This is a genomic window from Mangrovibacillus cuniculi, assembly GCF_015482585.1.
Classification (GTDB): Bacteria; Bacillota; Bacilli; order Bacillales; family R1DC41; genus Mangrovibacillus; species Mangrovibacillus cuniculi.
This window is the reverse complement of record NZ_CP049742.1, coordinates 529,295-554,268: the sequence shown is the minus strand read 5'-3', so window position 1 is coordinate 554,268 and position 24,974 is coordinate 529,295. Positions and strand designations below refer to the sequence as shown.

The 24,974-nt window shown below is 37.8% G+C and carries 24 protein-coding genes and 1 riboswitch; of the genes, 7 read left to right on the top strand and 17 right to left on the bottom strand.

Annotated elements, in window-relative coordinates; translation table 11 throughout:
• The first annotated feature begins 100 nt into the window (after positions 1-100).
• The 3 genes from G8O30_RS02835 (at position 101) to G8O30_RS02825 (ending at position 4,193) form a co-directional block, all read left to right on the top strand.
• Positions 101-1,198 (top strand): ABC transporter ATP-binding protein, encoded by a 1,098-nt coding sequence (locus G8O30_RS02835; RefSeq protein ID WP_239673486.1) that lies wholly within the window; start codon positions 101-103, stop codon positions 1,196-1,198.
• A gap of 189 nt (positions 1,199-1,387) precedes the next feature.
• Positions 1,388-2,482 carry an ATP-grasp domain-containing protein gene (locus G8O30_RS02830; RefSeq protein ID WP_239673485.1) on the top strand — a complete coding sequence of 365 codons (1,095 nt, stop codon included), beginning with the start codon at positions 1,388-1,390 and terminating at the stop codon, positions 2,480-2,482.
• Positions 2,483-2,495: 13 nt separating this feature from the next.
• Positions 2,496-4,193 (top strand): methyl-accepting chemotaxis protein, encoded by a 1,698-nt coding sequence (locus G8O30_RS02825; protein ID WP_239673484.1) that lies wholly within the window; start codon positions 2,496-2,498, stop codon positions 4,191-4,193.
• A 133-nt stretch (positions 4,194-4,326) separates the two neighbouring features.
• Here the strand turns inward: G8O30_RS02825 and G8O30_RS02820 are convergent, their stop codons facing one another.
• Positions 4,327-4,542, bottom strand: a complete 216-nt coding sequence (locus G8O30_RS02820) for a hypothetical protein (protein ID WP_239673483.1) — start codon at positions 4,540-4,542, stop codon at positions 4,327-4,329.
• A gap of 270 nt (positions 4,543-4,812) precedes the next feature.
• Between G8O30_RS02820 and G8O30_RS02815 the strand changes: the two genes are divergently transcribed.
• Entirely contained in the window at positions 4,813-5,025 is a 213-nt protein-coding gene (locus G8O30_RS02815; RefSeq protein ID WP_239673482.1) for an alpha/beta-type small acid-soluble spore protein, read from the top strand.
• Between the two features lie 651 nt (positions 5,026-5,676).
• Here the strand turns inward: G8O30_RS02815 and G8O30_RS02810 are convergent.
• Genes G8O30_RS02810 through G8O30_RS02800 form a run of 3 tightly spaced genes read right to left on the bottom strand, consistent with a single transcriptional unit; the run spans position 5,677 to position 7,933 of the window.
• Positions 5,677-6,417 carry an amino acid ABC transporter ATP-binding protein gene (locus G8O30_RS02810; protein ID WP_239673481.1) on the bottom strand — a complete coding sequence of 247 codons (741 nt, stop codon included), beginning with the start codon at positions 6,415-6,417 and terminating at the stop codon, positions 5,677-5,679.
• Between the two features lie 12 nt (positions 6,418-6,429).
• A complete protein-coding gene (locus G8O30_RS02805) occupies positions 6,430-7,122 on the bottom strand; it encodes an amino acid ABC transporter permease (protein WP_239673480.1) in 693 nt (230 codons plus the stop codon).
• Positions 7,109-7,933: an amino acid ABC transporter substrate-binding protein gene (locus G8O30_RS02800; protein ID WP_239673479.1), complete on the bottom strand. Its 825-nt coding sequence runs from the start codon at positions 7,931-7,933 to the stop codon at positions 7,109-7,111. Before G8O30_RS02800 ends, G8O30_RS02805 begins: the two co-directional genes overlap by 14 nt.
• 166 nt (positions 7,934-8,099) lie before the next feature.
• Between G8O30_RS02800 and G8O30_RS02795 the strand changes: the two genes are divergently transcribed.
• The gene (locus tag G8O30_RS02795; protein ID WP_239673478.1) at positions 8,100-8,711 is read left to right on the top strand and encodes an NAD(P)-dependent oxidoreductase; all 612 of its coding nucleotides are present in this window, start codon (positions 8,100-8,102) and stop codon (positions 8,709-8,711) included.
• A gap of 23 nt (positions 8,712-8,734) precedes the next feature.
• Here the strand turns inward: G8O30_RS02795 and G8O30_RS02790 are convergent, their stop codons facing one another.
• The 4 genes from G8O30_RS02790 to G8O30_RS02775 form a co-directional block, all read right to left on the bottom strand.
• Positions 8,735-10,747: an ABC transporter ATP-binding protein gene (locus G8O30_RS02790; RefSeq protein WP_239673477.1), complete on the bottom strand. Its 2,013-nt coding sequence runs from the start codon at positions 10,745-10,747 to the stop codon at positions 8,735-8,737.
• On the bottom strand, positions 10,744-12,501 hold the full coding sequence (locus tag G8O30_RS02785) for an ABC transporter ATP-binding protein (protein WP_239673476.1): 1,758 nt from the start codon (positions 12,499-12,501) through the stop codon (positions 10,744-10,746). Before G8O30_RS02785 ends, G8O30_RS02790 begins: the two co-directional genes overlap by 4 nt.
• Positions 12,502-12,952: 451 nt before the next feature.
• A complete protein-coding gene (gene iadA / locus G8O30_RS02780; RefSeq protein ID WP_239673475.1) occupies positions 12,953-14,122 on the bottom strand; it encodes a beta-aspartyl-peptidase in 1,170 nt (389 codons plus the stop codon).
• A 14-nt stretch (positions 14,123-14,136) separates the two neighbouring features.
• A complete protein-coding gene (locus tag G8O30_RS02775; RefSeq protein ID WP_239673474.1) occupies positions 14,137-16,197 on the bottom strand; it encodes a transglycosylase domain-containing protein in 2,061 nt (686 codons plus the stop codon).
• Positions 16,198-16,345: 148 nt separating this feature from the next.
• Here G8O30_RS02775 and G8O30_RS02770 point away from each other — a divergent pair, with 148 nt between their 5' ends.
• Together G8O30_RS02770 and G8O30_RS02765 are read left to right on the top strand one after the other, a co-directional pair.
• On the top strand, positions 16,346-16,924 hold the full coding sequence (locus tag G8O30_RS02770; RefSeq protein WP_239673473.1) for a TetR/AcrR family transcriptional regulator: 579 nt from the start codon (positions 16,346-16,348) through the stop codon (positions 16,922-16,924).
• Positions 16,925-16,948: 24 nt separating this feature from the next.
• On the top strand, positions 16,949-18,358 hold the full coding sequence (locus tag G8O30_RS02765; RefSeq protein WP_239673472.1) for a cryptochrome/photolyase family protein: 1,410 nt from the start codon (positions 16,949-16,951) through the stop codon (positions 18,356-18,358).
• Positions 18,359-18,561: 203 nt separating this feature from the next.
• On the opposite strand, the gene G8O30_RS02760 is transcribed toward G8O30_RS02765, so the two are convergent.
• The 9 genes from G8O30_RS02760 to G8O30_RS02720 all read right to left on the bottom strand — a co-directional run bounded on the left by G8O30_RS02760 (position 18,562) and on the right by G8O30_RS02720 (position 24,930).
• A complete protein-coding gene (locus G8O30_RS02760; protein ID WP_239673471.1) occupies positions 18,562-18,744 on the bottom strand; it encodes a twin-arginine translocase TatA/TatE family subunit in 183 nt (60 codons plus the stop codon).
• A gap of 109 nt (positions 18,745-18,853) precedes the next feature.
• A complete protein-coding gene (locus G8O30_RS02755; RefSeq protein ID WP_239673470.1) occupies positions 18,854-20,089 on the bottom strand; it encodes a dicarboxylate/amino acid:cation symporter in 1,236 nt (411 codons plus the stop codon).
• A gap of 263 nt (positions 20,090-20,352) precedes the next feature.
• Positions 20,353-21,378, bottom strand: coding sequence for a spore photoproduct lyase (splB, locus tag G8O30_RS02750; protein ID WP_239673469.1), 1,026 nt, complete (start codon positions 21,376-21,378; stop codon positions 20,353-20,355).
• A 9-nt stretch (positions 21,379-21,387) separates the two neighbouring features.
• A complete protein-coding gene (locus tag G8O30_RS02745) occupies positions 21,388-21,636 on the bottom strand; it encodes a transcriptional regulator SplA domain-containing protein (RefSeq protein WP_239673468.1) in 249 nt (82 codons plus the stop codon).
• Positions 21,637-21,722: 86 nt separating this feature from the next.
• Positions 21,723-22,457: an ABC transporter ATP-binding protein gene (locus G8O30_RS02740; protein WP_239673467.1), complete on the bottom strand. Its 735-nt coding sequence runs from the start codon at positions 22,455-22,457 to the stop codon at positions 21,723-21,725.
• Complete coding sequence (locus G8O30_RS02735; RefSeq protein WP_239673466.1) at positions 22,441-23,217, bottom strand: ABC transporter permease; 777 nt, start codon at positions 23,215-23,217, stop codon at positions 22,441-22,443. The genes G8O30_RS02740 and G8O30_RS02735 overlap by 17 nt, the downstream gene beginning before the upstream one ends.
• On the bottom strand, positions 23,217-23,507 hold the full coding sequence (locus G8O30_RS02730; RefSeq protein ID WP_239673465.1) for a thiamine-binding protein: 291 nt from the start codon (positions 23,505-23,507) through the stop codon (positions 23,217-23,219). The genes G8O30_RS02735 and G8O30_RS02730 overlap by 1 nt, the downstream gene beginning before the upstream one ends.
• Positions 23,507-24,493, bottom strand: coding sequence for an ABC transporter substrate-binding protein (locus G8O30_RS02725; protein WP_239673464.1), 987 nt, complete (start codon positions 24,491-24,493; stop codon positions 23,507-23,509). Before G8O30_RS02725 ends, G8O30_RS02730 begins: the two co-directional genes overlap by 1 nt.
• 97 nt (positions 24,494-24,590) lie before the next feature.
• A riboswitch (TPP riboswitch) is annotated at positions 24,591-24,700 on the bottom strand.
• A 119-nt stretch (positions 24,701-24,819) separates the two neighbouring features.
• On the bottom strand, positions 24,820-24,930 hold the full coding sequence (locus G8O30_RS02720; RefSeq protein WP_239673463.1) for a YjcZ family sporulation protein: 111 nt from the start codon (positions 24,928-24,930) through the stop codon (positions 24,820-24,822).
• Positions 24,931-24,974 lie beyond the last annotated feature (44 nt).

The following is a 24,974-nucleotide window of genomic DNA, read 5'->3' as shown; positions in this document are numbered from 1 at the left end:
TTTTTTTGTGCATGTTGTCCATAGAAAAATGTAAGGGCTTTCTGTAAACTAAAAGTCATAAGAAAACGATTTCATAGTCGTTACGAAAGGAATGTTTTTCATGGCAGAATTAAAATTACAAAATATTTATAAAATCTACGATAAGAAGGTAACAGCAGTTACTGACTTCAATCTTCATATTCAAGATAAAGAATTTATCGTTTTCGTAGGACCATCTGGTTGTGGTAAATCTACTACTCTACGTATGATTGCAGGTCTTGAGGATATTTCTAAAGGTGAATTCTACATTGATGAAAAATTAGTAAACGATGTTGCTCCTAAAGATCGCGATATCGCAATGGTATTCCAAAACTACGCACTATACCCTCACATGAGCGTATATGACAACATGGCTTTCGGATTAAAACTTCGTAAAATGGATAAAGCAGAGATTGACCGTCGTGTTCAAGATGCTGCGAAAATCCTAGGTCTTGAAGCACTTCTAGATCGTAAACCAAAAGCATTATCTGGTGGTCAGCGTCAGCGTGTTGCTCTAGGCCGTGCAATCGTTCGTGATGCAAAGGTATTCTTAATGGATGAGCCATTATCTAACCTAGATGCAAAACTTCGTGTACAAATGCGTGCGGAAATTGCTAAACTTCACCAACGTCTACAAACAACAACTATTTACGTAACACATGACCAAACAGAAGCGATGACAATGGCAACTCGTATCGTTGTTATGAAAGACGGAGTAATTCAACAAGTTGGTTCTCCTAAAGAAGTTTACGACAAGCCTGAAAACGTATTCGTTGGCGGATTTATCGGTTCACCAGCTATGAACTTCTTCCATGGTAAATTAGAAGATGGACAGTTTGTTGTTGGAGACAAAACAATCGCTGTTCCAGAAGGAAAAATGAAAACATTACGTGACCAAGGTTATGTAGGAAAAGAAATCATCCTTGGAGTTCGTCCAGAAGACATCCATGATGAGCCAGTATTTATCGAAGCAGCTGTAGGTTCTACTTTCGATATCGATGTAGAAGTTGCCGAGTTAACTGGTGCTGAGTTAATGGTTTATGCGAAAATCGGTGGTCAAGACTTCGTTGCTCGTGTAGACTCTCGTTCAGATATTAAACCGAATCAAAAAGTTCAATTAGCATTTGATATGAACAAATGTCACTTCTTCGATAACGAAACAGAATTACGCATTCGATAATCTTACCCCCTAAGAATGATCGATAAATAAACCATCCTCCTTTTAGGAGGATGGTTTTCTGTTTGCTATCTAAATTATTCCATCAATTCCACTTATCCCTATGCACCCTCTTCTTATCTTTGCATTTACTATATAGTGCTAAAGAAGCAAAGAAAAATGACAAGCCATGTCTTGAGGGGGCTACTAATTATGTTATTTCTAGATAGAACTATCCTTTCACCAATTTTAGAAAAATCAATTAACCAAATGGATATTCCCGTCTATACTCCTACTAGTGCCCCTATTTATCCAGTAAAATTACTGACAAACTCAGAAAGCTGCTTAAAAGTTATCGAAGATCTCTATCCTACTCACCCCCATATCCAAGTTTCCCATGTAGTAAAAGATAAGGCTGCTTTCCGTCGAGCTCTTTCTACCCTTTTACCAACATTCTTTTATCGCCTTTCTACATTAGAAGAGTTGACCACCATGTCTGTCACTTCTTTACCATTTCCGTTAGTTCTAAAACCTAACAAAGGGTACTCGAGTGTTGGGGTTAAAATAGTTCAAACCGCTGACGACTGGAAGGATACGTTAAACGAGTTAAAGGACATTCAACAGTTGAATAACGCAGAACAGTTATATGATTCTTCCGTCCTCCAATTAGATCAGATCATCGTAGAAGAATGGATTGATGGTCCAGAGTTCGCTATTGATTGCTATTTCGATTCAAATGGAAATCCAGTAATTCTATCTATTCTTCAACATTTTTTTTCGAATTCAAAGGACACCTCTGACAGACTTTATGTTACGAGTAACAAAATCATCGAAGAAAATTTGGAAGAATTGAAGAATTTTCTTTATAAACTCTACCCACTGTTTCCCGCTTTGGACTTTCCTTTTCACATAGAAGTTCGTAAGACAAAAGATGGATTCATTCCGATTGAGATTAACCCTCTCCGTTTTGCTGGAGCAGGTACAACCGATATCGCTTACTATGCTTATGGAATAAATACCTCATCTGCTTATTTTCAAGATCAAATTCCTGACTGGAACAAGTTGATACAGCTTCCGTCCACCATTATCTATGGATTTGTTGTTGCTGAACTCCCTGTAGAGTTCCCTTTGAATAAAAAGGATACATTTCAGCATGAACTGTTCCAGCAACAATTCAGTAATTTATTGGAGTATAGAGAGATAACAGCTACCACAGACCGCACTCTCGCCATAATCTTTTTTAAAACATTAGATGAAGCTGAATTACAATCCATTCTTACGTTAGATATACTAGCTTTTTTTAAATAAAGGAGATGTTACTTTGAAAAACTTATTACATCCTAAAAAATCACTTCGAGCACAATTATTTATTGGTTTCCTACTTCCTTTTGTCGTTATTAGTGTCATTACTTTTGCTTATGTTTGGTCTATTAAGGAATACATTATTACGGAGCATGTTCTTCCTCAATTTGAGGAGATTCTGCAGATTCAAGGACAAGCTCTCGCTGACACAATCGATCAAGAAGAAATTAATCAATTACTCGAAGGCGATTTCGAGAATTCTTCTGTCGTCTCCTTTTTGAACACGTTTATGGAAGGGAAAGATAAAATAGAGTATGTGTATGTGTTAAGTAAGCAGGATGGTAAGGATTATATCGTGGCTTTAAATGGAAGCCCAGATCTTATGGTGGAATATCCTCTAACGGAAGACCAAAGTAAAGCATTTAATGAAAAGGTTCCAGTTACAACAGATATTTATGTAGATGAATGGGGAAGTCACAAGTCTTACTTTATTCCTCTTACCGATGCGGATGCCATTATTGGAATTGATATGAGCACACAATTTATAGAAGATTTACAAAGAAATATCCAGGTTTTCCAGGCTGTATTCTTCATACTTTCCATTATCTTAATCTCGATTATTGCTTTTATCTTGGGACGACATTTGACGAAGCCAATCAAGTTGCTTCTTCAATCGATGACTAAAATTAGTAATGGTGATTTAACGGAAAATATCTCCATTAAGCGAAAAGATGAAATAGGTATTTTAGCTAGCAATTTTGAAGAAATGCGAAAGAATTTAGTGAGAATTATTCAAAACGTTATCTTCAATTCGAAACAAATAGACGAAAACAGTAATATTTTGGTTAGCTCCTTTGATGAATTATCAGAGGCATCTTCCTTAATTGCTGTTGGCACTGGAGAAGAAGCGAAAGCAAGTGAAGTTCAGGCTTTACACATTAATGATGTCTCTGAAGGTACTACTTTGATGGCAAAAAAGATTGATTCTGTAAATAATAGAACGAAAGCGATTGACGAATTTGCTAAAGAAACTGGAAATGTTGCAAAGGCCGGTACAGAGCAAATCCTTTCTATTACACAACAAATGAGCAAAATCCAGAAAAGCGGAAACGAAAGTCAGAAACGATTAACTATTTTAGGGGAAAAAATGGATCAAGTGCATCAATATACTCGTCTAATCAAAGATGTTGCCGATCAAACAAACTTATTGGCGCTAAATGCAGCAATTGAAGCAGCTCGTGCTGGCGATGCAGGTAAAGGATTCTCAATCGTTGCGCAAGAAGTGCAGAAGTTAGCTGGTCTAACGGAGAATAATGTAAGAACTATAAATGATGCACTCAACGAAATTACAAACCAAACGACATTAATGCACCATTCCAATAAAGAAGTGAATGATGATATTGAAAAAGGCGTATACATGGTCCAAACAAGTGGAGAACTTTTTACAAATATCTATAATTCCGTAGAAGCTTTAACAAAGAAAGTAGAAGACATTGTGAAAAACATGGAGGACATGAGCAAGGTATCAAAAGACTCCGTTAATGCATTACATGAAATTGCAGCAATATCAGAAGAGCGTGTAGCGACAATGGATGAAATTTCGGCTTCTTCCCAAACGCAAAACCATACAGTACAAACCTTAAAAAAGCAAAACCACCAGCTAAAGGAATTGGCGCAATCTTTGCAGGAGGTTGTGAAGAGGTTTAAGGTGGAGTAAGACTAAGGATACTCAGTTAAGAACGGACGACATCACGTCGTCAACACTGAGTTGTTACTGTTCACGTAACAAAGGCGGAAGGCGCGCGTTTAGCCGCATCATTCTTCTATCGATGATGCGGCTTTATTCTATTCTATTCCACTCTAATCCCTACTACACGATCTCTAAAACAAGATGTACACACCAACAGATGTTCACACTCTAAAACGTTATCCTCATATAAATCCGTTAAATACGCACTATACTTATCTTCATAATCCATTCGCTTCCCCATATCATTCATCTTTCCTCCACATTCTTCGCAAAAGAAATCAATTTGATTAAACCCATTACATACATGACAGATCATTTCATCTACTCCTCTAACCTTTTTGTATAAGATTAGCGTTTACGGTAAATCATAATTTATGTAACGGACGATTCTTATGAAAATAAAAAATATTTCCAAAAAGTAACAGTATAAGAGTTCAAAAGCAAACCATACTAAGAGTACAAACAGCAACAAGCAATCAACTTTTACTGGGCCAAGCTACACTAGGTAGTAGTCAAAGACGTTGACTTGTAGGTGCAAACCCTACTGGCCCAACCACACTACATGATCTTAAGGAGATGAATCAACATGACAAACCAAACACGTAACAGCTCTAATGATTTAGTAGCTCCTGGCGCACAACAAGCTATCGATCAAATGAAGTACGAAATCGCTAACGAATTCGGAGTAAACCTTGGACCAGATACAACAGCTCGTGCTAACGGTTCAGTAGGTGGAGAAATCACTAAGCGTTTAGTTCAAATGGCTGAACAACAACTTGGCGGTAAATCTCAATACTAATAGTATGGCTATTCCCCTAGGTTTCGACCTAGGGGTTTATCTATTTTATTCTCTCCTAGCGGCAATTCCTCTTCTCCTTCATAAGTTTAAACGCGTCTTATTCTCTCCTAGCGACAATTTCTTTTCTCCTTCATGAGTTTAAACGCCTCTTATTCTCTCCTAGCGGCAATTTTTTTTCTCCTTCATGAGTTTAAACGCCTCTTATTCTCTCCTAGCGACAATTCCTCTTCTCCTTCATGAGTTTAAACGCTTCTTATTCTCTCCTAGCAGCAATTTTTCTTCTCCTTCATGAGTTAAACGCCTCTTATTCTCTCCTAGCAGCAATTTTTCTTCTCCTTCATGAGTTAAACGCCTCTTATTCTCTCCTAGCAGCAATTTTTCTTCTCCTTCATGAGTTTAAACGCCTCTTATTCTCTCCTAGCAGCAATTTTTCTTCTCCTTGATGAGTTTAAACGCCTCTTATTCTCTCCTAGCAGCAATTTTTCTTCTCCTTCATGAGTTTAAACGCCTCTTATTCTCTCCTAGCGGCAATTTTTCTTCTCCTTCATGAGTTTAAACACCTCTTATTCTCTCCTAGCGGCCAATTCAGTCCACCCAGACGAGTTTAAGCATCTTCAAATCAAAAAAACTACCACCTATAAAGGTGATAGTTCATGAATGTGATATTAATTGTAAGAATCTTCTCGTTCTTTCTTCTCTTGGCATTTCAAAAATTTGCTCCGGTGGCCCTTGCTCAACAATATGGCCTCCATCCATAAATACTACGGTATTCGCAACTTCCTTTGCGAATCTCATTTCGTGAGTGACTACAACCATAGTCATACCTTCGTTAGCTAAGTCTTTCATCACTTTTAACACTTCCCCAACTAACTCTGGATCTAAAGCGGAAGTCGGTTCATCAAAAAGCATTAGTTTAGGCTTCATCGCTAATGCTCGTGCAATTCCTACACGTTGCTGTTGACCACCAGAAAGCTGGAATGGATAAGCATCTAGCTTATCTCCAAGACCTACTTTTTCTAATAAACTCTTTGCTTCTCTCTCCACTTCCGCTTTATTTCTTTTTTGAACCTGAACTGGTCCCTCCATTACGTTTTGAAGAGCCGTTTTATGTGGGAACAGATTATACGTTTGGAAAACCATGCCCGTCTTTTGGCGAAGTAATCGTACATCCGATTGCTTATACGAACGATTGTAATTAACCTCTAAGGAATCTATTTCAACTGTTCCAGCATTAGGCTCCTCCAACGCATTAATACAACGTAAAAATGTAGTCTTTCCGGAACCAGACGGTCCAATAAGAACTGTTACATCTCCTTCTTTAACCACAAGGTCTAAACCTTTTAACACTTCTATATCATCAAATCGTTTCTCTAATTTATTAATGTTAAGCATGAAACTCACCTCCTATTTCGCTACATGACGATCTAATCGTTTCTCTAACATACCTTGGAAAATAGAAAGGATAAAGCAAATAATCCAGTACAATGCTGCTGCAGTCATATACAGCAATAAAAATTCATACGTCGTTGCTGCAATTTCTTGTGCTCTTCTGAACATTTCTGTAACTAAGATTAATGATGCTAAAGACGTATCCTTCACTAAGCTAATAAAAGTATTAGAAAGCGGGGGTAAAGACACACGTGCCGCTTGAGGGATGATAATTCTCTTTAACGTTTGACCATATGTCATACCAATAGAATATCCTGCTTCCCATTGTTCTTTAGGAATGGACAGAATAGATGCACGTACAACCTCGGAAGCATAGGCACCCACGTTTAAAGAAAAGGCAATAATTGCGGATGGGAAAGGATCAATTCTTAACCCTAAATTAGGTAGACCATAAAAGATAATAAATAATTGAACAAGTAATGGAGTTCCACGAATTGCTGAAACGTACACCCTTGCAATAGCTCTAAATAAAGTAATTCTAGATAACCTTGCCAACGCAGTAAGTAAGGCAATTGTTAATCCAAGTGCAAACGAGATTAATGTTAGTGGAATAGAATGCGTAATCGCCCCCTCAATCATAGGAGGGAGCGATCTCAATACTAAATCAATTGTTGCTTGTGGATCCGCTAAAATACTATTTAGAAACATCTTCTCCGAACCATTTCACAGAAATTTCTTCATAAGTTCCATCTTCTTTCATTTCTGCTAACGCCTTATCTACTGCTTCCACTAACTCTTCGCTACCTTTACGGAACATTAGACCGCTTGAAGATGCATCTTCTGCCTCAGCAGCAATCTTGATTGGTGCGTTTGGCTGTTTTTGTTGATAATCTAAAATAGATAATTTGTCATTAATTGTTACATCTACACGACCAGCTGCTAATAATTCAATTGCTTGAGCTAACCCTTCTACTCCAATAATTTCAGCACCATATTCTTCTGCTATATCACGGTAATTTGAAGTTAATGACTGTGCTGCATTTAAACCTTTTATGTCCTCAAAAGCAGCGACATCTGAATCAGCACCTGTTACTAGTACAGCTGCGGAAGAAATATACGGTTCAGAGAATAAATACTTCTCCTCACGGTCAGGACGAATTCCAACTTGATTTGCAATCATATCAAAACGCTCCGCATCAAGCCCTGCAAACATAGCGTCCCATTGTGTCTCCATGAACTTAGCCTCTACACCTAAACGCTTTGCAACTTCTTCCGCAATTTCTACGTCAAAACCAGTTAGCTTACCAGTTTCATCGTGGAAAGTAAAAGGAGGATATGTGCCCTCAGTACCAACTAGTAATTCTCCCTCTTCCATCACTTTATCGTATAGAGTACCCTCTGCATTTGTTTCTTGATCATTCGTTGAAGAACTAGAGCCAGATGAATTAGATGTTCCACAAGCAACTAACGCTAAGCTTGCAAATCCAATCATTAACCCAGATAGTAATTTCTTTTTCATGTTTAAACCCCCATTAATCTTATCGGAATTATTAAGTACGTTCCAAATCATATGACGTAAGACTCATAAAGTCAATGCATTTGCTCAAAATTATCTTTTCCTGCAATGAAATGTGATATGTGTAGTAATTTAGGGTAAAGTGTAAATAATGACAGGAGGAATTAACATGAAAGTTGCTTTATTCGGAGCGACAGGTAGAGTAGGTCAATTAGTACATCAAAAACTAGGAGATGCAAATGTCGAAGTTACAGCGTTAGTTCGGGATCCATCGAGATTACATTCTCCAGCTAAAACCATTGTAGGTGACGCTAGGAACTACGAAAAAATTGTGGAAACACTTCAAGATGCTGATGCAGTTATTTCCTGTTTAAGCACAGATAAATCAGATGTCCTAAGTGATGTGACACCAAAGCTAATACGTGCAATGAAGCACGCTCACCTTCAACGCATCATTACGATTGGAACAGCTGGGATCTTACAATCACGCGAAGAGCCTCGCAAGTTGCGCTTTCAAACAGACGAATCCAAAAGAGGATTAACTAGAGCATCCCTCGAACATGAAAAAGCCTGGCAAGCACTCCTTTTGTCAAATTTAGACTGGACAATTGTTTGTCCTACCTATTTACCAGATGGAGAAGAAAAAGGAACATACCGTGTAGAAGAAAACTTTCTTCCCCTAGATGGAAAATTGATTTCCACAGCTGATACAGCCAATTTTGTTTGTGAAGTGTTTAAAAAACAATTGCATTCCAAAAAAAGAGTAGGCATCTCGTATTAGAGATCCTACTCTTTTTTCTTGAATTAGCTAGCAATATTACCTTTCTGTAACTCGTACATTTGATAATACTTTCCTTTTTTCTCCATCAATTCATCATGTGATCCTTTTTCAACTATTTCTCCTCGATCAAGAACGAGGATTTGATCTGCATTTTTTATGGTCGATAAACGGTGAGCGATCATAAATGTTGTTCGTCCTTTTTTCAACACTTCCATCGCTTCTTGTATAATTGACTCCGTTTCCGTATCAATACTAGATGTCGCTTCATCAAGTATCAGTATTGCTGGATTAAAAGCAAGTGCTCGGGCAAAGGAAATTAACTGTCGTTGACCAGAAGAAAGCGTACTACCTTTCTCAATAACCGGTTCGTCATATCCGTTTTCCAAATGTGTAAATACTCGATCCGCTCCGACATCTTTCAATGCTTTTTCGACTATTTCCCTGGAAATTCGAGGGTCATCGAGACTAACATTCGACGCAATAGTTCCAGTAAATAAATACGGATCTTGTAATACAATCCCCATATGATCTCGTAGTGTTTGTAATGGAATGTCTTGAATGTTCTTTCCATCAATAACTATTTCCCCTTTAGAACTGTCATAAAAACGGAACAAGAGATTCATAATTGAACTTTTCCCTGAACCCGTATGACCTACAAGTGCTACTGTTTCCCCTTTTTTGGCTTCAAATGAGATGTTCTTAAGAACATAATCATCACCCTTATAAGCAAAAGATACATCCTTAAACGCTACATTTCCCTCGTATCGTTGCATCTTTTGATCTTCTACATCCACCCCATCTTCATCCATAAGCTTGAAGACACGTTCTCCAGCTACTAACGCTTGCTCTAGGTTAGCAAGCTGGTTAACAATTCCACTGACAGGATGAAAAAGACGAGATAAATACTCAACAAATGCATATAAAACACCTAATGTTACGAACGATTGAATTTGTAAGGAGCCTGCCCCAAAATACCATACAAGAGCAAATAGTGCTGCAGTTCGTAGGATATTAACCATGTTATGAGATAACAAAGAATTTAAATTCAAGAGCTTATTTTGATATTCAAAATGAGTCTTATTTAATTCTTCAAACTCTTCGTTCGTTTTCTTCTCTCTTCTAAACGCTTGAATAATGGTCATACCGTTTATTGATTCATTTACCATCGCATTGATTTCACTGTTTTTAGAACGGATGACACGGTTATATTTTGAAGCGTACTTTCTATAAAACCAGATCCAAACCACTAAAATTGGAATCAAAATTAAAACAATCGATGCCAGTTGAACGTCTAAAATAAATAGAGCGATATAGATACCTATCATGTTGATTGCACTTGCAAAAAACGTAGAAAGGACGGTTACATATAGATCACGAATAGCTTCTGTATCATTCGTAATTCGTGCAACTACTTTTCCCGCTGGCAAATTATCAAAGTACTTAATTGGTAAACGAGAAATGTGCTGGAACACATCGTTACGCATTTTTTGAATAATTCGGTTTGCTGCTTTTTGTAAATAATATCTCTGACCATACTGGAAAAATGCAGCGAAAATTAATAATCCAAGATAAAAACTAAGCCATCCTGCAATTCTTTTTACTTCTGGCTGGAAAAATCCAAATAACTCTGTTGCAGGAATTTTCTGTGCTGAAAAGTTTTCTACCCTATCGTTTTCAGAGATTGTTAATACCCCATTCTCAAAGGAACGACCACCTGTTAGTGGTACTGGCTCGTTAACAAAGATAAAGTCTCTTTCAACTTGAACCACACTTACCTCTGCACCAGCTTTTTGAACTCCTGATGCATATTTCTCTCTAACATAATAGTTGCCATTAAATTCAACAGTATCTGTTGCTTTTTCATTTACCTGGTACCAGTTAGATTCTATTCCTAATACATGATCGTCAATGACGATTTTAGCAATGTATGGTCCTCCTAATTCCGCTGCTACCGCTATGGTAAGCATGAATAAGGCGAACACAATCATCCCTTTCATGTGCAAGGCATATTGTGTTAATCTACGTCCAACACTCATACCTGCACCCCCTCTTCTACATTTCTTTCAATTTGTTGACGAACGAATTGCTCTTGATACCACCCTAGTTGAGCAATTAGTTCTTCGTGTGTTCCTTTTTGAATAACTTTTCCTTGATCTAGTACAATAATTTGATCAGCGTGCTCTACTGCTGATAATCTATGTGTTGTGATTAATGTTGTTTTACCGCTACGCTCACCCTGGATATTTTCAATAATACGTGTTTCTGTTTTTGCATCCACCGCTGAAAGAGAATCATCGAGAATTAAAATATCTGGATTTAAAACCATTGCACGAGCAATGGAAATACGTTGCTTTTGCCCTCCAGATAGTGCCACACCTTTTTCTCCTACTAATGTTTCTAGTCCATCTGGTAAGAAGGTTAAATCTTTATCAAAAGCTGCTAATTTAATCGCATGCTCTAATTCATTTTCAGTAGCATTCTCATACCCAAACAAAATGTTCTCTCTTACCGAACGAGAGAATAACACATGATCCTGGGGAACATAACCAATCTTAGAGCGCACGTGATCTTTCGTTTGCAGGGTGATATCAACGTCTGAGATAGATATTGTACCTTCGCCGTTTGGATACTCTCTAAGAAGTTGTTTTAAGAAAGTCGTTTTTCCACTTCCTGTTTTTCCAACAATGCCGAGCGTTTGACCGGCTTGAATACTAACGAATACGTCCTCTAAATTTTTCACATTAGAGGTAGGATATTGGAAAGTTGTCGAATCAAATGTGATAGCACCTAGTTCTTTCGTTTCTTTCGGCTCTGCAGGATCCTTCACGTCTTCTTCGTACGCCAAGTTCGTTTGTACACGGTCTAAAGAAGCATTTCCGCGTTGCATAATATTAATTAGTTCTCCAATTGCAAACATTGGCCAAATCAACATGCCAAGGTAAACGTTAAAGGATACTAATGCTCCAAGCGTTAATTGGTTATTAAAGACTAAATATGATCCATACCCCAGTCCAATGATAAAACTAAGCCCAACTACCACTTTAATCGTGGGGTCAAATAGTGCATCTATCTTTGCAACAGAAATGTTCTTTTGAAAAACTTCTTCCGTCATATCTTTAAACTTTTTCTCATCTGCTCTCTCTTGCACGTAAGCACGAATAACCCGAACGCCAGCTACAGATTCTAAAACTCTATCGTTCAGTTCCCCAAACTTATCTTGAGCTTCCATAAACCTTGTATGAATTTTTGCCCCGTATATTTTCATCAATACAGCCATAATTGGCAATGGTAATATCGCCGCTAACGTCAATTTCCAACTAATTAAAATACTCATTGTTGCTAGAATTGTAATCATAAACAACGTAGAGTCTACTAGCGTTAAAATTCCAAATCCTGCTGTTACAGATACAGCTTTTAAATCATTCGTAGCAAGAGCCATTAAATCACCTGTACGATTCTTTTCGTAAAACGTAGGTGTCATACGTAAAAAATGACTCATCAGTGTAGAGCGCATATGACGCTCTAAAATAAATGCTCCTCCAAATAATTGATACATCCAAATGTACGTTGACAAGTAAGTTAACACAGCAATCACTGCTAAATAAACTAGGTATCTTACTAATCCGTCCCACGTTAACGTGTTCATTTGAATATCATCAATCGCTGCTCCAACTAAATAAGGTGGTAATACTTCAAAAATGTTTACTACCATTAAAAGAGCAACCGCTATCGCATACCGTTTCCAATGCTGTTTAAAAAACCAGGTTAATTTCCCTAATACACTAAACAAGTTCCCAATCCTCCTCTTTTTTCAACCCATTCATTAAAACTCTCACTAGCCACCTTCTGCCTCCACTATAGAAAACCATGTACCTCTTGTACGAACACTCATTTTTATTTCCTCCTTTACTTTTATTGATTTATGAAAACGAGAACTCTCGAAATCAACTAAATTTCCCACTCTAAAATGATAAAAAGACGCACTGCGCTATGTGCAGTACGTCTAAATATAAAACGGCACTAGTGCGATACGCACCCATGCCGATTGAGTATACGAAAAGAATAGCAAATAATTCGTTAAAATAACTCATTTGGATGGTGCAATGTCATATTTAGTTGATTCATTTTTTTCAAACGTTTGATCATGACACACACCTCCTTAAAAGTTTTTGTTTTGATTACTTTCTTAGACTAACAAAAGCCAAGAATGAAAGTCAACGGATTTTTCTAAATTTTTCATATTATTTTTCAAAGGTACCTTTTTGCTTCATTTGTCCATTCCACATATGGACAATCCCTTTCGCCATTACCCCTCTTATTTCTAGAGTTGTTTCATCTAAAAACACCATATCAGCATGATAACCTGTTGTGAGCTGTCCTTTTTGGGCTAACTTTAAATGTCTTGCTGGATTAGAGGTAATAACTTGTATAGCAATTTCTAGCGGAACACCTTCATTTAGTACCGCTTCTTTGACAGCCTCATATAGACTATGCATTTTCCCTATTTGTAGACCGAGTAATTCGCCCTTTTTTGAGAAATGAGGTAAACTTGCTTGTCCATCAGATGTAAAAGTAATTTGGGAGATTGGAACATCTTTTGATAACATTTCTGCTAGCCCTTTAGAGCATGCAACTTCACCTTCTTCTAAAAATGTTGGAACAGTGCTTGTGGTAAAATCAACTACACCACCCTGTTTAGCAAACTCCATAGCATCTTCGAATAAAGAGCGATTCCTATTTATATGAGTTGGATGGAACTGCGTAATAGGAATTGGTGAATTTTTCACTATATTCCACAACAATTCAAACCCATCTGGTGCATCTCCTAAATGAATATTGACTATACCTGCTTTTCCAGAAAGCATACCAGCTACTCTGGCTTCTGCTGTTACCTTTATTAATTCTTCCATAGTAGGTTGGGAAGAACGGTGATCTGCTATCGCAATCTCTCCAACTCCTATTATTTCTGGTACGAATAATAGATCCTTTTCAATAGAGTCTGTCAGCGTTTTTACAGGAATTTGATAAGACCCTGTATGGATGTAACAAGTCATTCCTTCTTCTGTTAATCCTCTAGCTTTCGCTAAAAGAGAAGGCATTGTTCTTGTAATGCCATCTGTACCGATAACCCCTACTGCTGTCGTAATACCGTAACGTGTGAAATCTGTCAGTGAGGCTTCTGGTGTTCTTGTTGCATAACCACCTTCTCCTCCACCACCAATTAAGTGTACGTGACTATCAATAAAGCCAGGGACTATAAGTAGTCCCTCAGCATCAATTGTGGTTAGGGTTGTAGCTTGCATGTTGATCTTATTATCTATTTCTTCTATTACACCATTTGCTACTAAAATTTCTTTTGCTCCCACCTTTTCAGGCGCAAAGACGGTTCCATTTTTTATATAAGTTAACAAACACAAACTCCCCCTTAGTTATTGAAGAAACGATCAATCCACTTCTCAAACTTTTCTCTTTCTTTTTGAAGTTCTTTCTCAATTTTCTTCCTCTCTTTTTCCCATCGTTCTCCCCAGCCGCGACGTTCATCTTGTTCTTCTACTTCTTCTTGCTCTCTTCTTGTATTTGCAACTTGTTCGTTAATAGAAGTTACATCAAAGGCTACTGGCTCAACGCTCTTTGATGCCTGCTCCATGAGTCGATCAAAAACTGGCACGACACCTGTGGAACTTGCTCCAGATAGGTAACGCTCTTCACTTGTATTATCAAACCCAATCCATACCGCTCCTACAAGATTAGGCGTATATCCAACAAACCACTGGTCTTTCGTTCCATCCGTAGTTTCAAAACCTAATTGTGTGGAACCTGTTTTTCCAGCAACTTGGTGACCAGGCACGTTTACACCACTACCAGTACCTGTTTCTGTTACATTTAATAACATAGCATTCATTTGATCCACTACTTCTTTAGAGGTAACTTCCGTTGACCCCTTTTCAAACTCAGCCAATACTTCACCGTTTGCGTTTTCAATTTTACGTATATAATGGGCATCTTCTCGATTCCCTTCATTTGCAAACGTGGAATATGCTTGTGCCATTAAGAGTGGTGATACACCACCATTGGTACCTCCAAGAGCCAGACCTAATTGCTGTTCTTCTTTTTCTACATTAAATCCTAATCGCTCTAATGCGTTCATGCCCTTACCAGGTCCAATCTCATTAAATAACCATACTGTTGAAGCATTTAATGATTTTTCTAAAGCCGTATACATCGTTACATCTCCATAATATTGTCCCGAGAAATTCTTTGGAGAATATGTTCCATAGGAGTGTTGCTCATCTTTCAAAATAGAGAATGGAGTATATCCTTCTTCTAATGCGGGTAAGTAAACGGCAAGTGGTTTAAACGTAGATCCTGGTTGCCTTGATAACTGCGTTGCACGATTAAACCCTCTAAATACATGTTCCCCACGACCTCCAACAGATGCCCTTACTCCACCTGTTTCAGGATTTAGAAATACCGCTCCACTTTGCACCATTTCTCCACCTTTATCAGCTGGGAAAATAGAGTTATCTTTATATAATTCTTCTACACCAGCTTGCATTACAGGGTCTAATTCTGTATAAATCTTATAACCACGCGTTAACAACTCATTCTCCGAAAGGCCATATCGCTTGATAGCTTCTTCAATGACTGCATCCACATAGCTTGGGAACATACCTTTGAGTGGATCTGGTTTGCCTTTTTTGAACACAAGTTCTTCTTTCAATGCTTCAAAGTACTCTGCTGAACGAATTAAGCCAAGGTCATACATTTTCTCTAAGACGATATTTCGTCTAGAAATAGCTTTCTTTTCATCCGCATATGGATTTAAAACAGAAGGAGCTTTGATAATTCCAGCAATAAGGGCAGATTCAGAAATGGTTAAATCTTTCGCATCTTTTGCAAAATAGGTTTGTGCCGCTCGCTGTATACCCCACGCACCTTCTCCAAAATATATTTGGTTTAGATACATTGTCATGATTTCTTTTTTGGAATATTGTTTTTCAATCTCTACTGCTAAAAATAATTCTTCTACTTTACGTCGTAAAGTCCTTTCGTCTGACAAGATCGCATTTTTCGTTAGCTGTTGAGTAACCGTTGATCCTCCAGCGACCACACCACCAGATGTCATATTTGTCCATGCTGCACGCAATATTCCTCGCACATCATATCCACCATGTTCATAGAAGCGTTCGTCTTCTATGGCAATAACAGCATTCATCATATGTTCTGGTATTAATTCTTGCTCTACGCCTTCCATCCTATTGGCTGAAACCTTACTTGCCAGTTCTTCGTTAACATCATATAATTCTGTTGCCTGAGCAAGTCCTGCTCGTAATGAAGATAAATCTGTTCGTTGTATCATAATGAAAAAGAATAAGAGCACACTTAAAATAGCTGCACCTATAAATAATAATGACCATTGAGTTAGGTGGTATTTCTTCCATAGGATTTTCCCTTTATCCCACCATTTTTGTATAAAGCCTTTCATTTTGATCTTCCTTTCAATTTACTGCTATACTTTTCGTAAAATATTTGTAGAAAATGACCGTCCCTTAAAGGGATAACCAATCCATATTTTTCGTTAGAACACTTTTAGATTATACTAAAGAAAAGCATGATATAAAGGATGAACCTATATGGGTAGAAATAAAAAAATAGATTTACAAGAATTAATGGAGGAAACAGAAGCACTCCTTTTAGACAAAGGGTACGAAGGATTCCATTTTAAAGCTCTTTCTGAGAAACTCTCTGTTGCTAGAAGTACTCTTTATGAGTATTACCGTAACAAGGACGAACTAATTACAGCTTATATGTGTGACTTAATGAAACGCATTATGAAAGATACTTATAGTATTGACCAAAGCCAGGAAACTGGATTAAAGAAATTACACAGTTTACTTCAACTTTTTCTAAAACATTCTCAAATATACTCCATGATTCAAATGCGGCCACATATAAAAGAGTCTTCTTCCCCGTTAGTCTCAGAACATTTAAGAGAACTAGATCAGTCACGGATGCAACTGCTAGTGATTTTACATTCTGCTATTGAAAAAGGGAAGGCTGAAGGATCAATTAGGGCAGATATTCAAACTTCTCTCATTGCAGGCCTATTTTTCCATAGTGTATTAATACCCAATCGATCCGAGATGCCACAAGATCAATGGGCATCTATGTTATTTGATTTATTAGAAAATGGGATGAAGGCATCAGACTAGATTTTTTATCAGGAGTTGATTACGTTGCAAACAAGCTTGTTACTACTAAGAGATACTTTTCGTTTACATGATCATCCTGGACTTTATCATGCTGTTCAATCAGGTGAAGTTATTCCTCTTGTTGTGATAGACAATGATAGTAACTTCTCCTTTCCTATTAGTGGCGCAAAGGCATGGTGGTTACATCATGCTATTTTGTCGTTCCAACAAAGCTTAGAAAAAATAGGAGGAAAACTTTGGTACCGTATGGGTGATACATTGGAAGTGGTAAAATCTTTTGTAGAAACAAAGAAGATTCACCAAGTAGTCTTTCACTATCAACTCCACCCAGAAGGATGGGAAAAAGATTTAGCATTAGCCGATTGGCTAAAATCCAATAACATCACATATAAAATATTCGATGGTACAACAATTTTCTCTCCATGGGAAGTCTCCAAACAAGATGGGACCCCATATCGAGTATATAGCCCTTACTTCCGAGCATGTATGGCTCAACCTTTACCAAAGCCTTTAAAAGCTGTAAAAGACATTACAGTTCCAAGTGCATTCCCTTTACCACAAGGTGATATTTCAGACTTAGGACTGCACCCCTCTATTGCTTGGTATAAGGAAATGGATAAGAAATGGACCATATCAGAGGCATATGCCGTTAAGTTAGTAAAGAAGTTTACAGAGTATGATTTGGGACGATACAACCAGTTACGAGATTTTCCCGCAGTTGATAAAACATCTACCATAAGTCCTTACCTAGCGACAGGTATGCTTTCTGCAAAAAGTGTCGCTTCTTATATTACAAAAAAAGGGGATGGTCGAGAAGAACCCTTCATGCGTCAGCTGATATGGAGAGATTTTGCTTACCATCTTCTATACCACTTCCCAAAAACAATCAAACAACCATTGAATCCAAATTTCGAGAATTTTGCTTGGGAAACGGATAATCAAGTTTTGGAAAAGTGGAAAAAAGGAATGACAGGGTATCCAATTGTTGATGCAGGTATGAGGCAATTATGGAGAACTGGACATATGCACAATCGAGTACGAATGATTGTTGCTTCTTTTCTTACCAAACACTTATTACAACCATGGCAAATTGGTGCCGAATGGTTTATGGACACACTCGTAGATGCTGACATTGCAAATAACACGATGGGATGGCAATGGGTAGCTGGCTCTGGAGCTGATGCTTCTCCATACTTCCGAATCTTTAACCCGACTGTCCAAAGTAAAAAATTCGATAAATCAGGGGAGTATATTAAGAAGTGGGTGCCTGAGTTAGCGGGTATACCCGAAAAGTATATCCACGAACCTTGGACAGCACCAGATCACATTTTAAAAGATGCTGGTGTGAAACTTGGGGTAGACTATCCGAGTCCAATGGTAGACCATAAAGCTGCTAGAGAACGAGCTTTGGCCAAGTATCAAGAGATTAAGTAGTAGTTAGAAGATAAACGATGAGTACACGTTGATTTTTGCGTGTGCTTTTTTTGTGCGCTCTACTCAATCCACCCCTTCCTTAAGCACATACTATTAGTAATTCATCAGACCATGGAATAATCACTCAAAAAATCCACAACAAAAAAGCACCAAGTCCAACAACCAGACCTCGCGCTTCCACTCAACCTATATAAGTAGCAAAATCAATTAGAGGAGTTCTTCTTCTCTTTTGCTGACTCTTCCTCTTCCATTACACCCTTCATACCACGTTTGAATTCGTGTAATGTTTGTCCTGCCGCTTTACCTAACTGCGGCAATTTGGATGGTCCAAACAATAACAATGCTACAATTAAAATTATGGCCACTTCTCCAAATCCTAAATTCATGGGAGGTAACCCCTTTCATTCATCTTTATCTTGAGTATACTCCCCTACACATAGACAAGCAAGAGGCTATGCAGAATGTTCCACTCCACACAGCCTCTTTAAGTATAAGTTACGCTTCCCCGCGTTGTTCTTTAATTGTTTTTCGCTTTTCACTTTCATTAATCCATAAAGCACATGCAGCGTCACCAGAAATGTTAACTGCTGTTCGTGCCATATCTAGTAATCGATCAATCCCTAAGATTAATCCGATACCTTCCACTGGTAAATCAACACTTGATAATACCATGGCTAGCATGATTAATCCTACGCCAGGCACACCTGCAGTACCTATACTTGCAAGTACAGCTGTTAAAACAACTGTGAGTAATTCACCTGTAGTTAAATCAGCACCATATGCTTGAGCGATAAATAACGTTGCGACCCCTTGCATAATAGCTGTTCCATCCATGTTAATCGTTGCGCCTAATGGCTGAACGAATCCAGAAACAGACTTAGATATTCCTAATTTATTTTGTGCAACTTCCATAGAAATAGGTAGAGTACCACTTGAACTTGAAGTACCAAATGCAACACTCATTGCTGGAGAGAAGTTTTTAAAGAACCAAACTGGACTCTTTTTAGCTAAAAACTTAATTGCACTTCCATAAACAATTACTAAATGGATTAACAATGCTCCTAATACTACAGACATATAAATAAACATTGCTTTTATGGAAGACCAACCTTGGCTTCCGACAGCAGATGCAATCAAGCCAAACGTTCCATATGGAGCAAGCTTCATTACCAAGCCTACAAGGAACATCATGATTTCATTGCCTTGCTCTACCAATTGATGTATGCCTTTAGTTTTTTCACCTAAAATTGCAAGGGCAAAACCAATAAATACAGCAAATGTAATGATTTGCAGCATGTTGCCTTCTGCCATAGCCTGTATAGGGTTTGTAGGAATGATGTTTAATAATGTATCAGACACTGGTGGTGCTTCTTTCGCTTCAAAGGAAGCACTATCTAAGTCATAGTCTCCTGCTAAACCAGGCTTCACAATGGAAGATAGGGTTAAGCCAATTACGATAGCAAATGTAGTCGTAATCAAAAAGAACCCAATCGTTTTTGCACCAATTCTCCCAAGCTTTTTTGGATCTCCTAATCCTGCTGTACCAAGTATGATAGAAAACAGTACAATAGGAACAACAAGCATCGTAATTAAGTTTAAAAAGATTTTCCCTAAAGGTGTTAAAACGTACGTATTTGCAATCGTAAATACGTCTCCCCCAATTGCATTTAAAATTAGACCAGCTATTAGACCGAATAATAGACCTAATAAAATATTTCTAGTTAATTTCATCTATTCTCCTCCCATCAAATTGAAATGGTAATGTCTGGTCATTCCAGGTGTACAAATGTCCACTGTATAAAACCCTGTTTTCTATTCTATCATATTTTGTTTGTTTTTGTAGAATAAAGATGTTCTGACTTTTCAGTCAAGTTAACAATCATAAAAGAGAATCATTACGTGGCTAACGATACGTTTTTAGTTCATAACAAAAAACTATACAACCTTTATTACTTTTTTTAATAAAGGTTGTATAGAAATGTATGTTCATACAATCAAGTAAAGTACTCTAACGAAGCTTTCGGGAAATATTTTTCAATATATCCTCCCAACACTTCTTTCATCTCTGCCTCTTCATCTTTTTGATAAATGTATTTCCCGATACCGTATTTCCCCCACTTATATCGACGTTGTTCTTCATCTAATTCAAGCTTAGTCATTGGATAATTCTTCTCAATAACTCTTTTAGCAGGTTTAGTAAAACGATGCTGGATTAATTCAAATGTTAAGTCTTTTTTTGCTTTGTCTGGTAATTCTGCTTCTAGCTGTTCAAATAACTTCTTATATCCGTCTTGCCAGCCATCATGCAAATATATTGGTGCAATGATGAATCCAAGTGGATAATCCGCATCTGCCACTTTGGTAGCTGCTTCAATTCTTTTTGCTAATGGGGAAGTACCTGGCTCGAAGTTTTTAATTACATAATCTGCATTCATACTAAAACGGAATCTTGTTTTCCCTTGATGGTCAGCATCAAGTAAATGATCAACATGGTGAAATTTTGTCACAAAACGAAGCTTCCCGTGATCTGACTTACCAAAGTATTCAATCGCTCTTTTTAATGTATGTGTTAAGTGGTCTATCCCAACGATATCTGATGTACAAGATGCTTCAAATCGTGTTTCCTCTGGAGCACGCTCTTTCATGTAATTTTCAGCAGCATCAAATATCTCGTCCACATTTACATATGTACGAATGTAAGGTTTGGACCCCATCGTTGTTTGAAGGTAACAGTAATGACAATGCCCCATACAACCTGTCGCAAATGGAATGGCATACTCAGCGGAAGGCTTAGAAGTATCAAACTTTAACGTCTTTCTAACACCAACCACCAACGTTGATTTTGCTACACGATACTTTTGAAAGTCATTATCACCAGGTAAATTACGAACTTGGTTATGAGATGTAGTATAAAGGATCTCTTTTCCCATCTCTTTAAATTTTTCTAGTAATTGCTTTCCTAAAGGATAGTCTAGAGCTTTCGGTTCAAAATAAATTAATTGCGGAACAAATGGTTTCATATTTTCCTCCTAATGAAGCTGTTCTCCAAAATAATAAGCATAAGCTTGTTCCGCTTCATCTTCTGATGTATATACAGCTGTTTCAGATGTTAACGGGTAAAATTCATCATATAAAAATAATGCTAATTGACCTGGAATCTCCGGATCGTTTACAACAGCTGCTTGCTGTACATTTGCTACGTTTTGCGTATGTGGATTGCGGTACATGACATACACCACGTCTCCCATTTGGAAACCTTGTGACCCATAATCATTCATAACAAGACACCCCTCTCTTTATGTAAACATAGTTTTTACCATTATCACGTTCTTATCTATTCCAAATAATACAAAAACCATCTAGCTTAACTAGATGGTTTCAGTAAATTAATTATTTCTTTCTTAAACGCTTGAGCCTCTGGACTAAACGTCCAATCTTCTTCTCGTTGTTCTTTGTTTGGTAAAACAATTTCATTTAACACTGTAGCTGGATTATTGGATAATACAATTATTTTATCTGCCATCAACAGAGCTTCCTCTATCTGATGAGTAACAAAAAGTATGGTTCGCGGACTATCTTTTATCGTTTTCAATAACCAATTTTGCATATCTCTTCTCGTAAATTCATCCAATGCAGAAAACGGTTCATCTAAAAGCAAAAGTGGAATATTAGAAACTAGTGCTCGGATAAAAGAAACTCTTTGCTTCATGCCTCCTGAGAGTTGGTTTGGAAAGGCAAAAGCGTACTCTTCTAAACCAGCCCTTCTTAAATAACCTAGAATATCTTTTTCATTTATGGGTGTCCCACTTAGCTCCATAGGAAGGGTAATATTTTGCATTATTGTTCGCCAAGGAAACAAGGTAGACTCTTGGGGCATAAAAGCGATGTTCCCTTTTTCTCCTACAATCGAAGCTCCTTCCAATAGAACATCTCCACTGTTTGGAGAGAGCAATCCACCTATTATCTCAAACAACGTACTCTTCCCACTACCGGAAGGCCCAACTATGCACGTAACCTTATCTTTTTCAGCAGTAAACGTAATATCATGTAAAATTTCCTTTTTACTAAACGAAAACGATATACTATCGACTCGTAACATCTGTCTTCCCCCTTCCAGTTTTTCTTGCCCAGAAGGATTCTACCCACTTAATCAGAGAGACGTAAAACAAACTAATGATAACCACCACTACTATGGCAACAAAGACTCGGTCAGTTCTAAAATTTGCTGATGCTAAAGTCATAAACACACCAATTCCTCTTTGAGCTCCAAGCCACTCTGAGATGACTGCACCCATTACACTGTAGGTAGCAGCTATACGCAGCCCTGAAAACAAGGAGGGTAAAGCAAACGGCGTTTCCACTTTCCAAAATAACTGTTTTTTTGTTCCACCAGACATCTTCATAAACGTCACATAAGACGAAGGGGTTTCACGTAGGCCACTTAAAAATGAAATAGTAACTGGGAAAAAACAAACTAAAGAAATAACAATAATTTTAGGAAGGGCTCCAAAACCAAGCCAAATCACTAATAAAGGGGCAAGAACAATTATCGGAATGTTTTGCGAAACAACTAAATAAGGCATCATAACCTTGTCTAGTATTGGCCAATAATGAATGATACTTGCTGTAAGGATGCCAATTATACTGCCTAAAAGCAACCCAACAATAGATAAGAAAAGGGTAGATTCTATGTGCTCATATAGATCTGGAAATACTGTGATGCCAGTTTGTACAATCATACTTGGGCTAGGCAACAGCCACTTTTCAATAGAAAATAGAACTGTTGCACCTTCCCAAAGCATTAAAAGAGCAATTAGTAAAGCTAGGGATATTCCATAAGTGGATAACCACTTTTTCATTAACGGTACTTCTCCGTTAACGTGGATAGGGTTATGCCAGTAGGTTGATACAGTATTTTCATTTGTGTAATGACATTATGACAGCCTAGCTCTACCATTTTTTCATTCATTCTTTCCACAAGTGATAATACCTCTGTCATTTCCCCTTCTATGGTTGTATCTAAAGGATTCACTTGATATGGTAAACCAGATTCATGAATCAGTGTTATTGCTTCATCCACAAATGGAATAACGTCCTTTCCATTAGGTGTTTTGGGAATAATTTGTACCGAAACTAATGAGTTAGCCATTATTGTGCCTCCTTAGGAAGAAAGTCATTTGTAAAGGCTTCCTCCGCAATAAATTCTCCAGTTAATAACTCGTTTTCTTTCATCCAATTAGCGTAGTTAGTCCAAACAGTTTCTTTTTGCTGCCCCCAATACTCTGCATCACGAGCATACTCATTCGCTAACCATTTCTGACTTGCTTTTACTAGTTCTTCATTTAAGTCAGGTACTGCATCAATTAAGTGCTGAGCAGCGTCTTCTGGATTTTCCATTGCGAAATTATACCCCGCTGCTGTTGCTGATAAGAATTTTTCAATTTGCTCTGGTTCTTCTTTCACCTTATCTTCACTCGTAATAATTACTGGCGTGTAGTAGTCCAGATTATCCGAGAAATCTGTTAAATACAGCATGTTAACTGGTTCGCCTCGGAGTTCTGCTTCGATTCCAGTCCATCCATAGAAGATCCATGAAAAGTCAATATCTCTCTTAACTGCTGTAAAATAATCTGCATTTCCGATGTTAATATTTTCGACTTTAGACACGTCTACGCCATCTTGCTTCATCACAGCGCCTAACACCGCTTCTTCTACCGGAGCTCCGAATCCACCGTATCGTTTACCTTCAAAATCTTTAGGTGACGTAATATTTTTATCTACAGGTGAAGCAAAACCTGACGTATTATGCTGAATAATCGCAGCAACTGAGACAACAGGTATGTCTTCAGTTCTGGATAACGTGACGTTTTCTTGATAACTAATACCGAAATCTGCTTTTCCAGATGCTACTAGCGCCTCTGCTCCTGCTTCTCCTGGTAACATGATGTCCACTTCTAGCCCTTGCTGCTCAAAGTAGCCTTCCGCTTCTGCAACATATAATCCTGTGTGATTCGTATTTGGGGTCCAATCTAAGACTACTGTTACTTTGTTATCTTCCTGACTTGCTTGGTTTCCACAAGCACCCACTAAAATAGCGCTTGCAATGGTAATTACAGAAAAAAACTTTCTTTTCATCTTTCTCCTCCTGTTCGAACGTTCGCTACAAATGGTTTTCCTCACTTAATATGGGCAAACGAAAAAGCGCCCAAAACCATTTGGGCGCATATGTATGAGGTAATTAACATATGTTCCCTACGCTGGTCTTAGCCAGATCAGGTTCTAAGGGTCTCCGTCTCTCGGACATGATCTCAACTGGCATCACCAGTTCCCCCACACATCGTTCTTATTATTTTTTTTCAGTATCCCATAAAGTAATGATTTCGTAAAGAAAAAAGGATAGCCCATAGGACTATCCCGTTTTCTGCAGAAATTCTCTCGCATACTTTAAAAGGTAGACTTTATTAGTCTAGGTAAGCTGCTCCAACGATAATTAAAAGGATGAAAAGAACAACGATTAATACGAAAGTTGAACCGTAGTTATTTCCACAACCGTAACCGTAACCGAAACACATGAGCAATCACCTCCGAATGAGTATTGCCGTGAGCTTTACCTCAC

What these genes read in the sequence shown, in the direction of transcription:
- G8O30_RS02835 (WP_239673486.1), top strand. Translation starts at nt 101, where the DNA reads ATGGCAGAATTAAAATTACAAAATATTTATAAAATCTACGATAAGAAG.
- G8O30_RS02830 (WP_239673485.1), top strand. Translation starts at nt 1,388, where the DNA reads ATGTTATTTCTAGATAGAACTATCCTTTCACCAATTTTAGAAAAATCA.
- G8O30_RS02820 (WP_239673483.1), bottom strand. Translation starts at nt 4,542, where the DNA reads ATGATCTGTCATGTATGTAATGGGTTTAATCAAATTGATTTCTTTTGC.
- G8O30_RS02815 (WP_239673482.1), top strand. Translation starts at nt 4,813, where the DNA reads ATGACAAACCAAACACGTAACAGCTCTAATGATTTAGTAGCTCCTGGC.
- G8O30_RS02810 (WP_239673481.1), bottom strand. Translation starts at nt 6,417, where the DNA reads ATGCTTAACATTAATAAATTAGAGAAACGATTTGATGATATAGAAGTG.
- G8O30_RS02805 (WP_239673480.1), bottom strand. Translation starts at nt 7,122, where the DNA reads ATGTTTCTAAATAGTATTTTAGCGGATCCACAAGCAACAATTGATTTA.
- G8O30_RS02800 (WP_239673479.1), bottom strand. Translation starts at nt 7,933, where the DNA reads ATGAAAAAGAAATTACTATCTGGGTTAATGATTGGATTTGCAAGCTTA.
- G8O30_RS02795 (WP_239673478.1), top strand. Translation starts at nt 8,100, where the DNA reads ATGAAAGTTGCTTTATTCGGAGCGACAGGTAGAGTAGGTCAATTAGTA.
- G8O30_RS02790 (WP_239673477.1), bottom strand. Translation starts at nt 10,747, where the DNA reads ATGAGTGTTGGACGTAGATTAACACAATATGCCTTGCACATGAAAGGG.
- G8O30_RS02775 (WP_239673474.1), bottom strand. Translation starts at nt 16,197, where the DNA reads ATGAAAGGCTTTATACAAAAATGGTGGGATAAAGGGAAAATCCTATGG.
- G8O30_RS02770 (WP_239673473.1), top strand. Translation starts at nt 16,346, where the DNA reads ATGGGTAGAAATAAAAAAATAGATTTACAAGAATTAATGGAGGAAACA.
- G8O30_RS02760 (WP_239673471.1), bottom strand. Translation starts at nt 18,744, where the DNA reads ATGAATTTAGGATTTGGAGAAGTGGCCATAATTTTAATTGTAGCATTG.
- G8O30_RS02755 (WP_239673470.1), bottom strand. Translation starts at nt 20,089, where the DNA reads ATGAAATTAACTAGAAATATTTTATTAGGTCTATTATTCGGTCTAATA.
- splB (WP_239673469.1), bottom strand. Translation starts at nt 21,378, where the DNA reads ATGAAACCATTTGTTCCGCAATTAATTTATTTTGAACCGAAAGCTCTA.
- G8O30_RS02745 (WP_239673468.1), bottom strand. Translation starts at nt 21,636, where the DNA reads ATGAATGATTATGGGTCACAAGGTTTCCAAATGGGAGACGTGGTGTAT.
- G8O30_RS02740 (WP_239673467.1), bottom strand. Translation starts at nt 22,457, where the DNA reads ATGTTACGAGTCGATAGTATATCGTTTTCGTTTAGTAAAAAGGAAATT.
- G8O30_RS02735 (WP_239673466.1), bottom strand. Translation starts at nt 23,217, where the DNA reads ATGAAAAAGTGGTTATCCACTTATGGAATATCCCTAGCTTTACTAATT.
- G8O30_RS02730 (WP_239673465.1), bottom strand. Translation starts at nt 23,507, where the DNA reads ATGGCTAACTCATTAGTTTCGGTACAAATTATTCCCAAAACACCTAAT.
- G8O30_RS02725 (WP_239673464.1), bottom strand. Translation starts at nt 24,493, where the DNA reads ATGAAAAGAAAGTTTTTTTCTGTAATTACCATTGCAAGCGCTATTTTA.
- G8O30_RS02720 (WP_239673463.1), bottom strand. Translation starts at nt 24,930, where the DNA reads ATGTGTTTCGGTTACGGTTACGGTTGTGGAAATAACTACGGTTCAACT.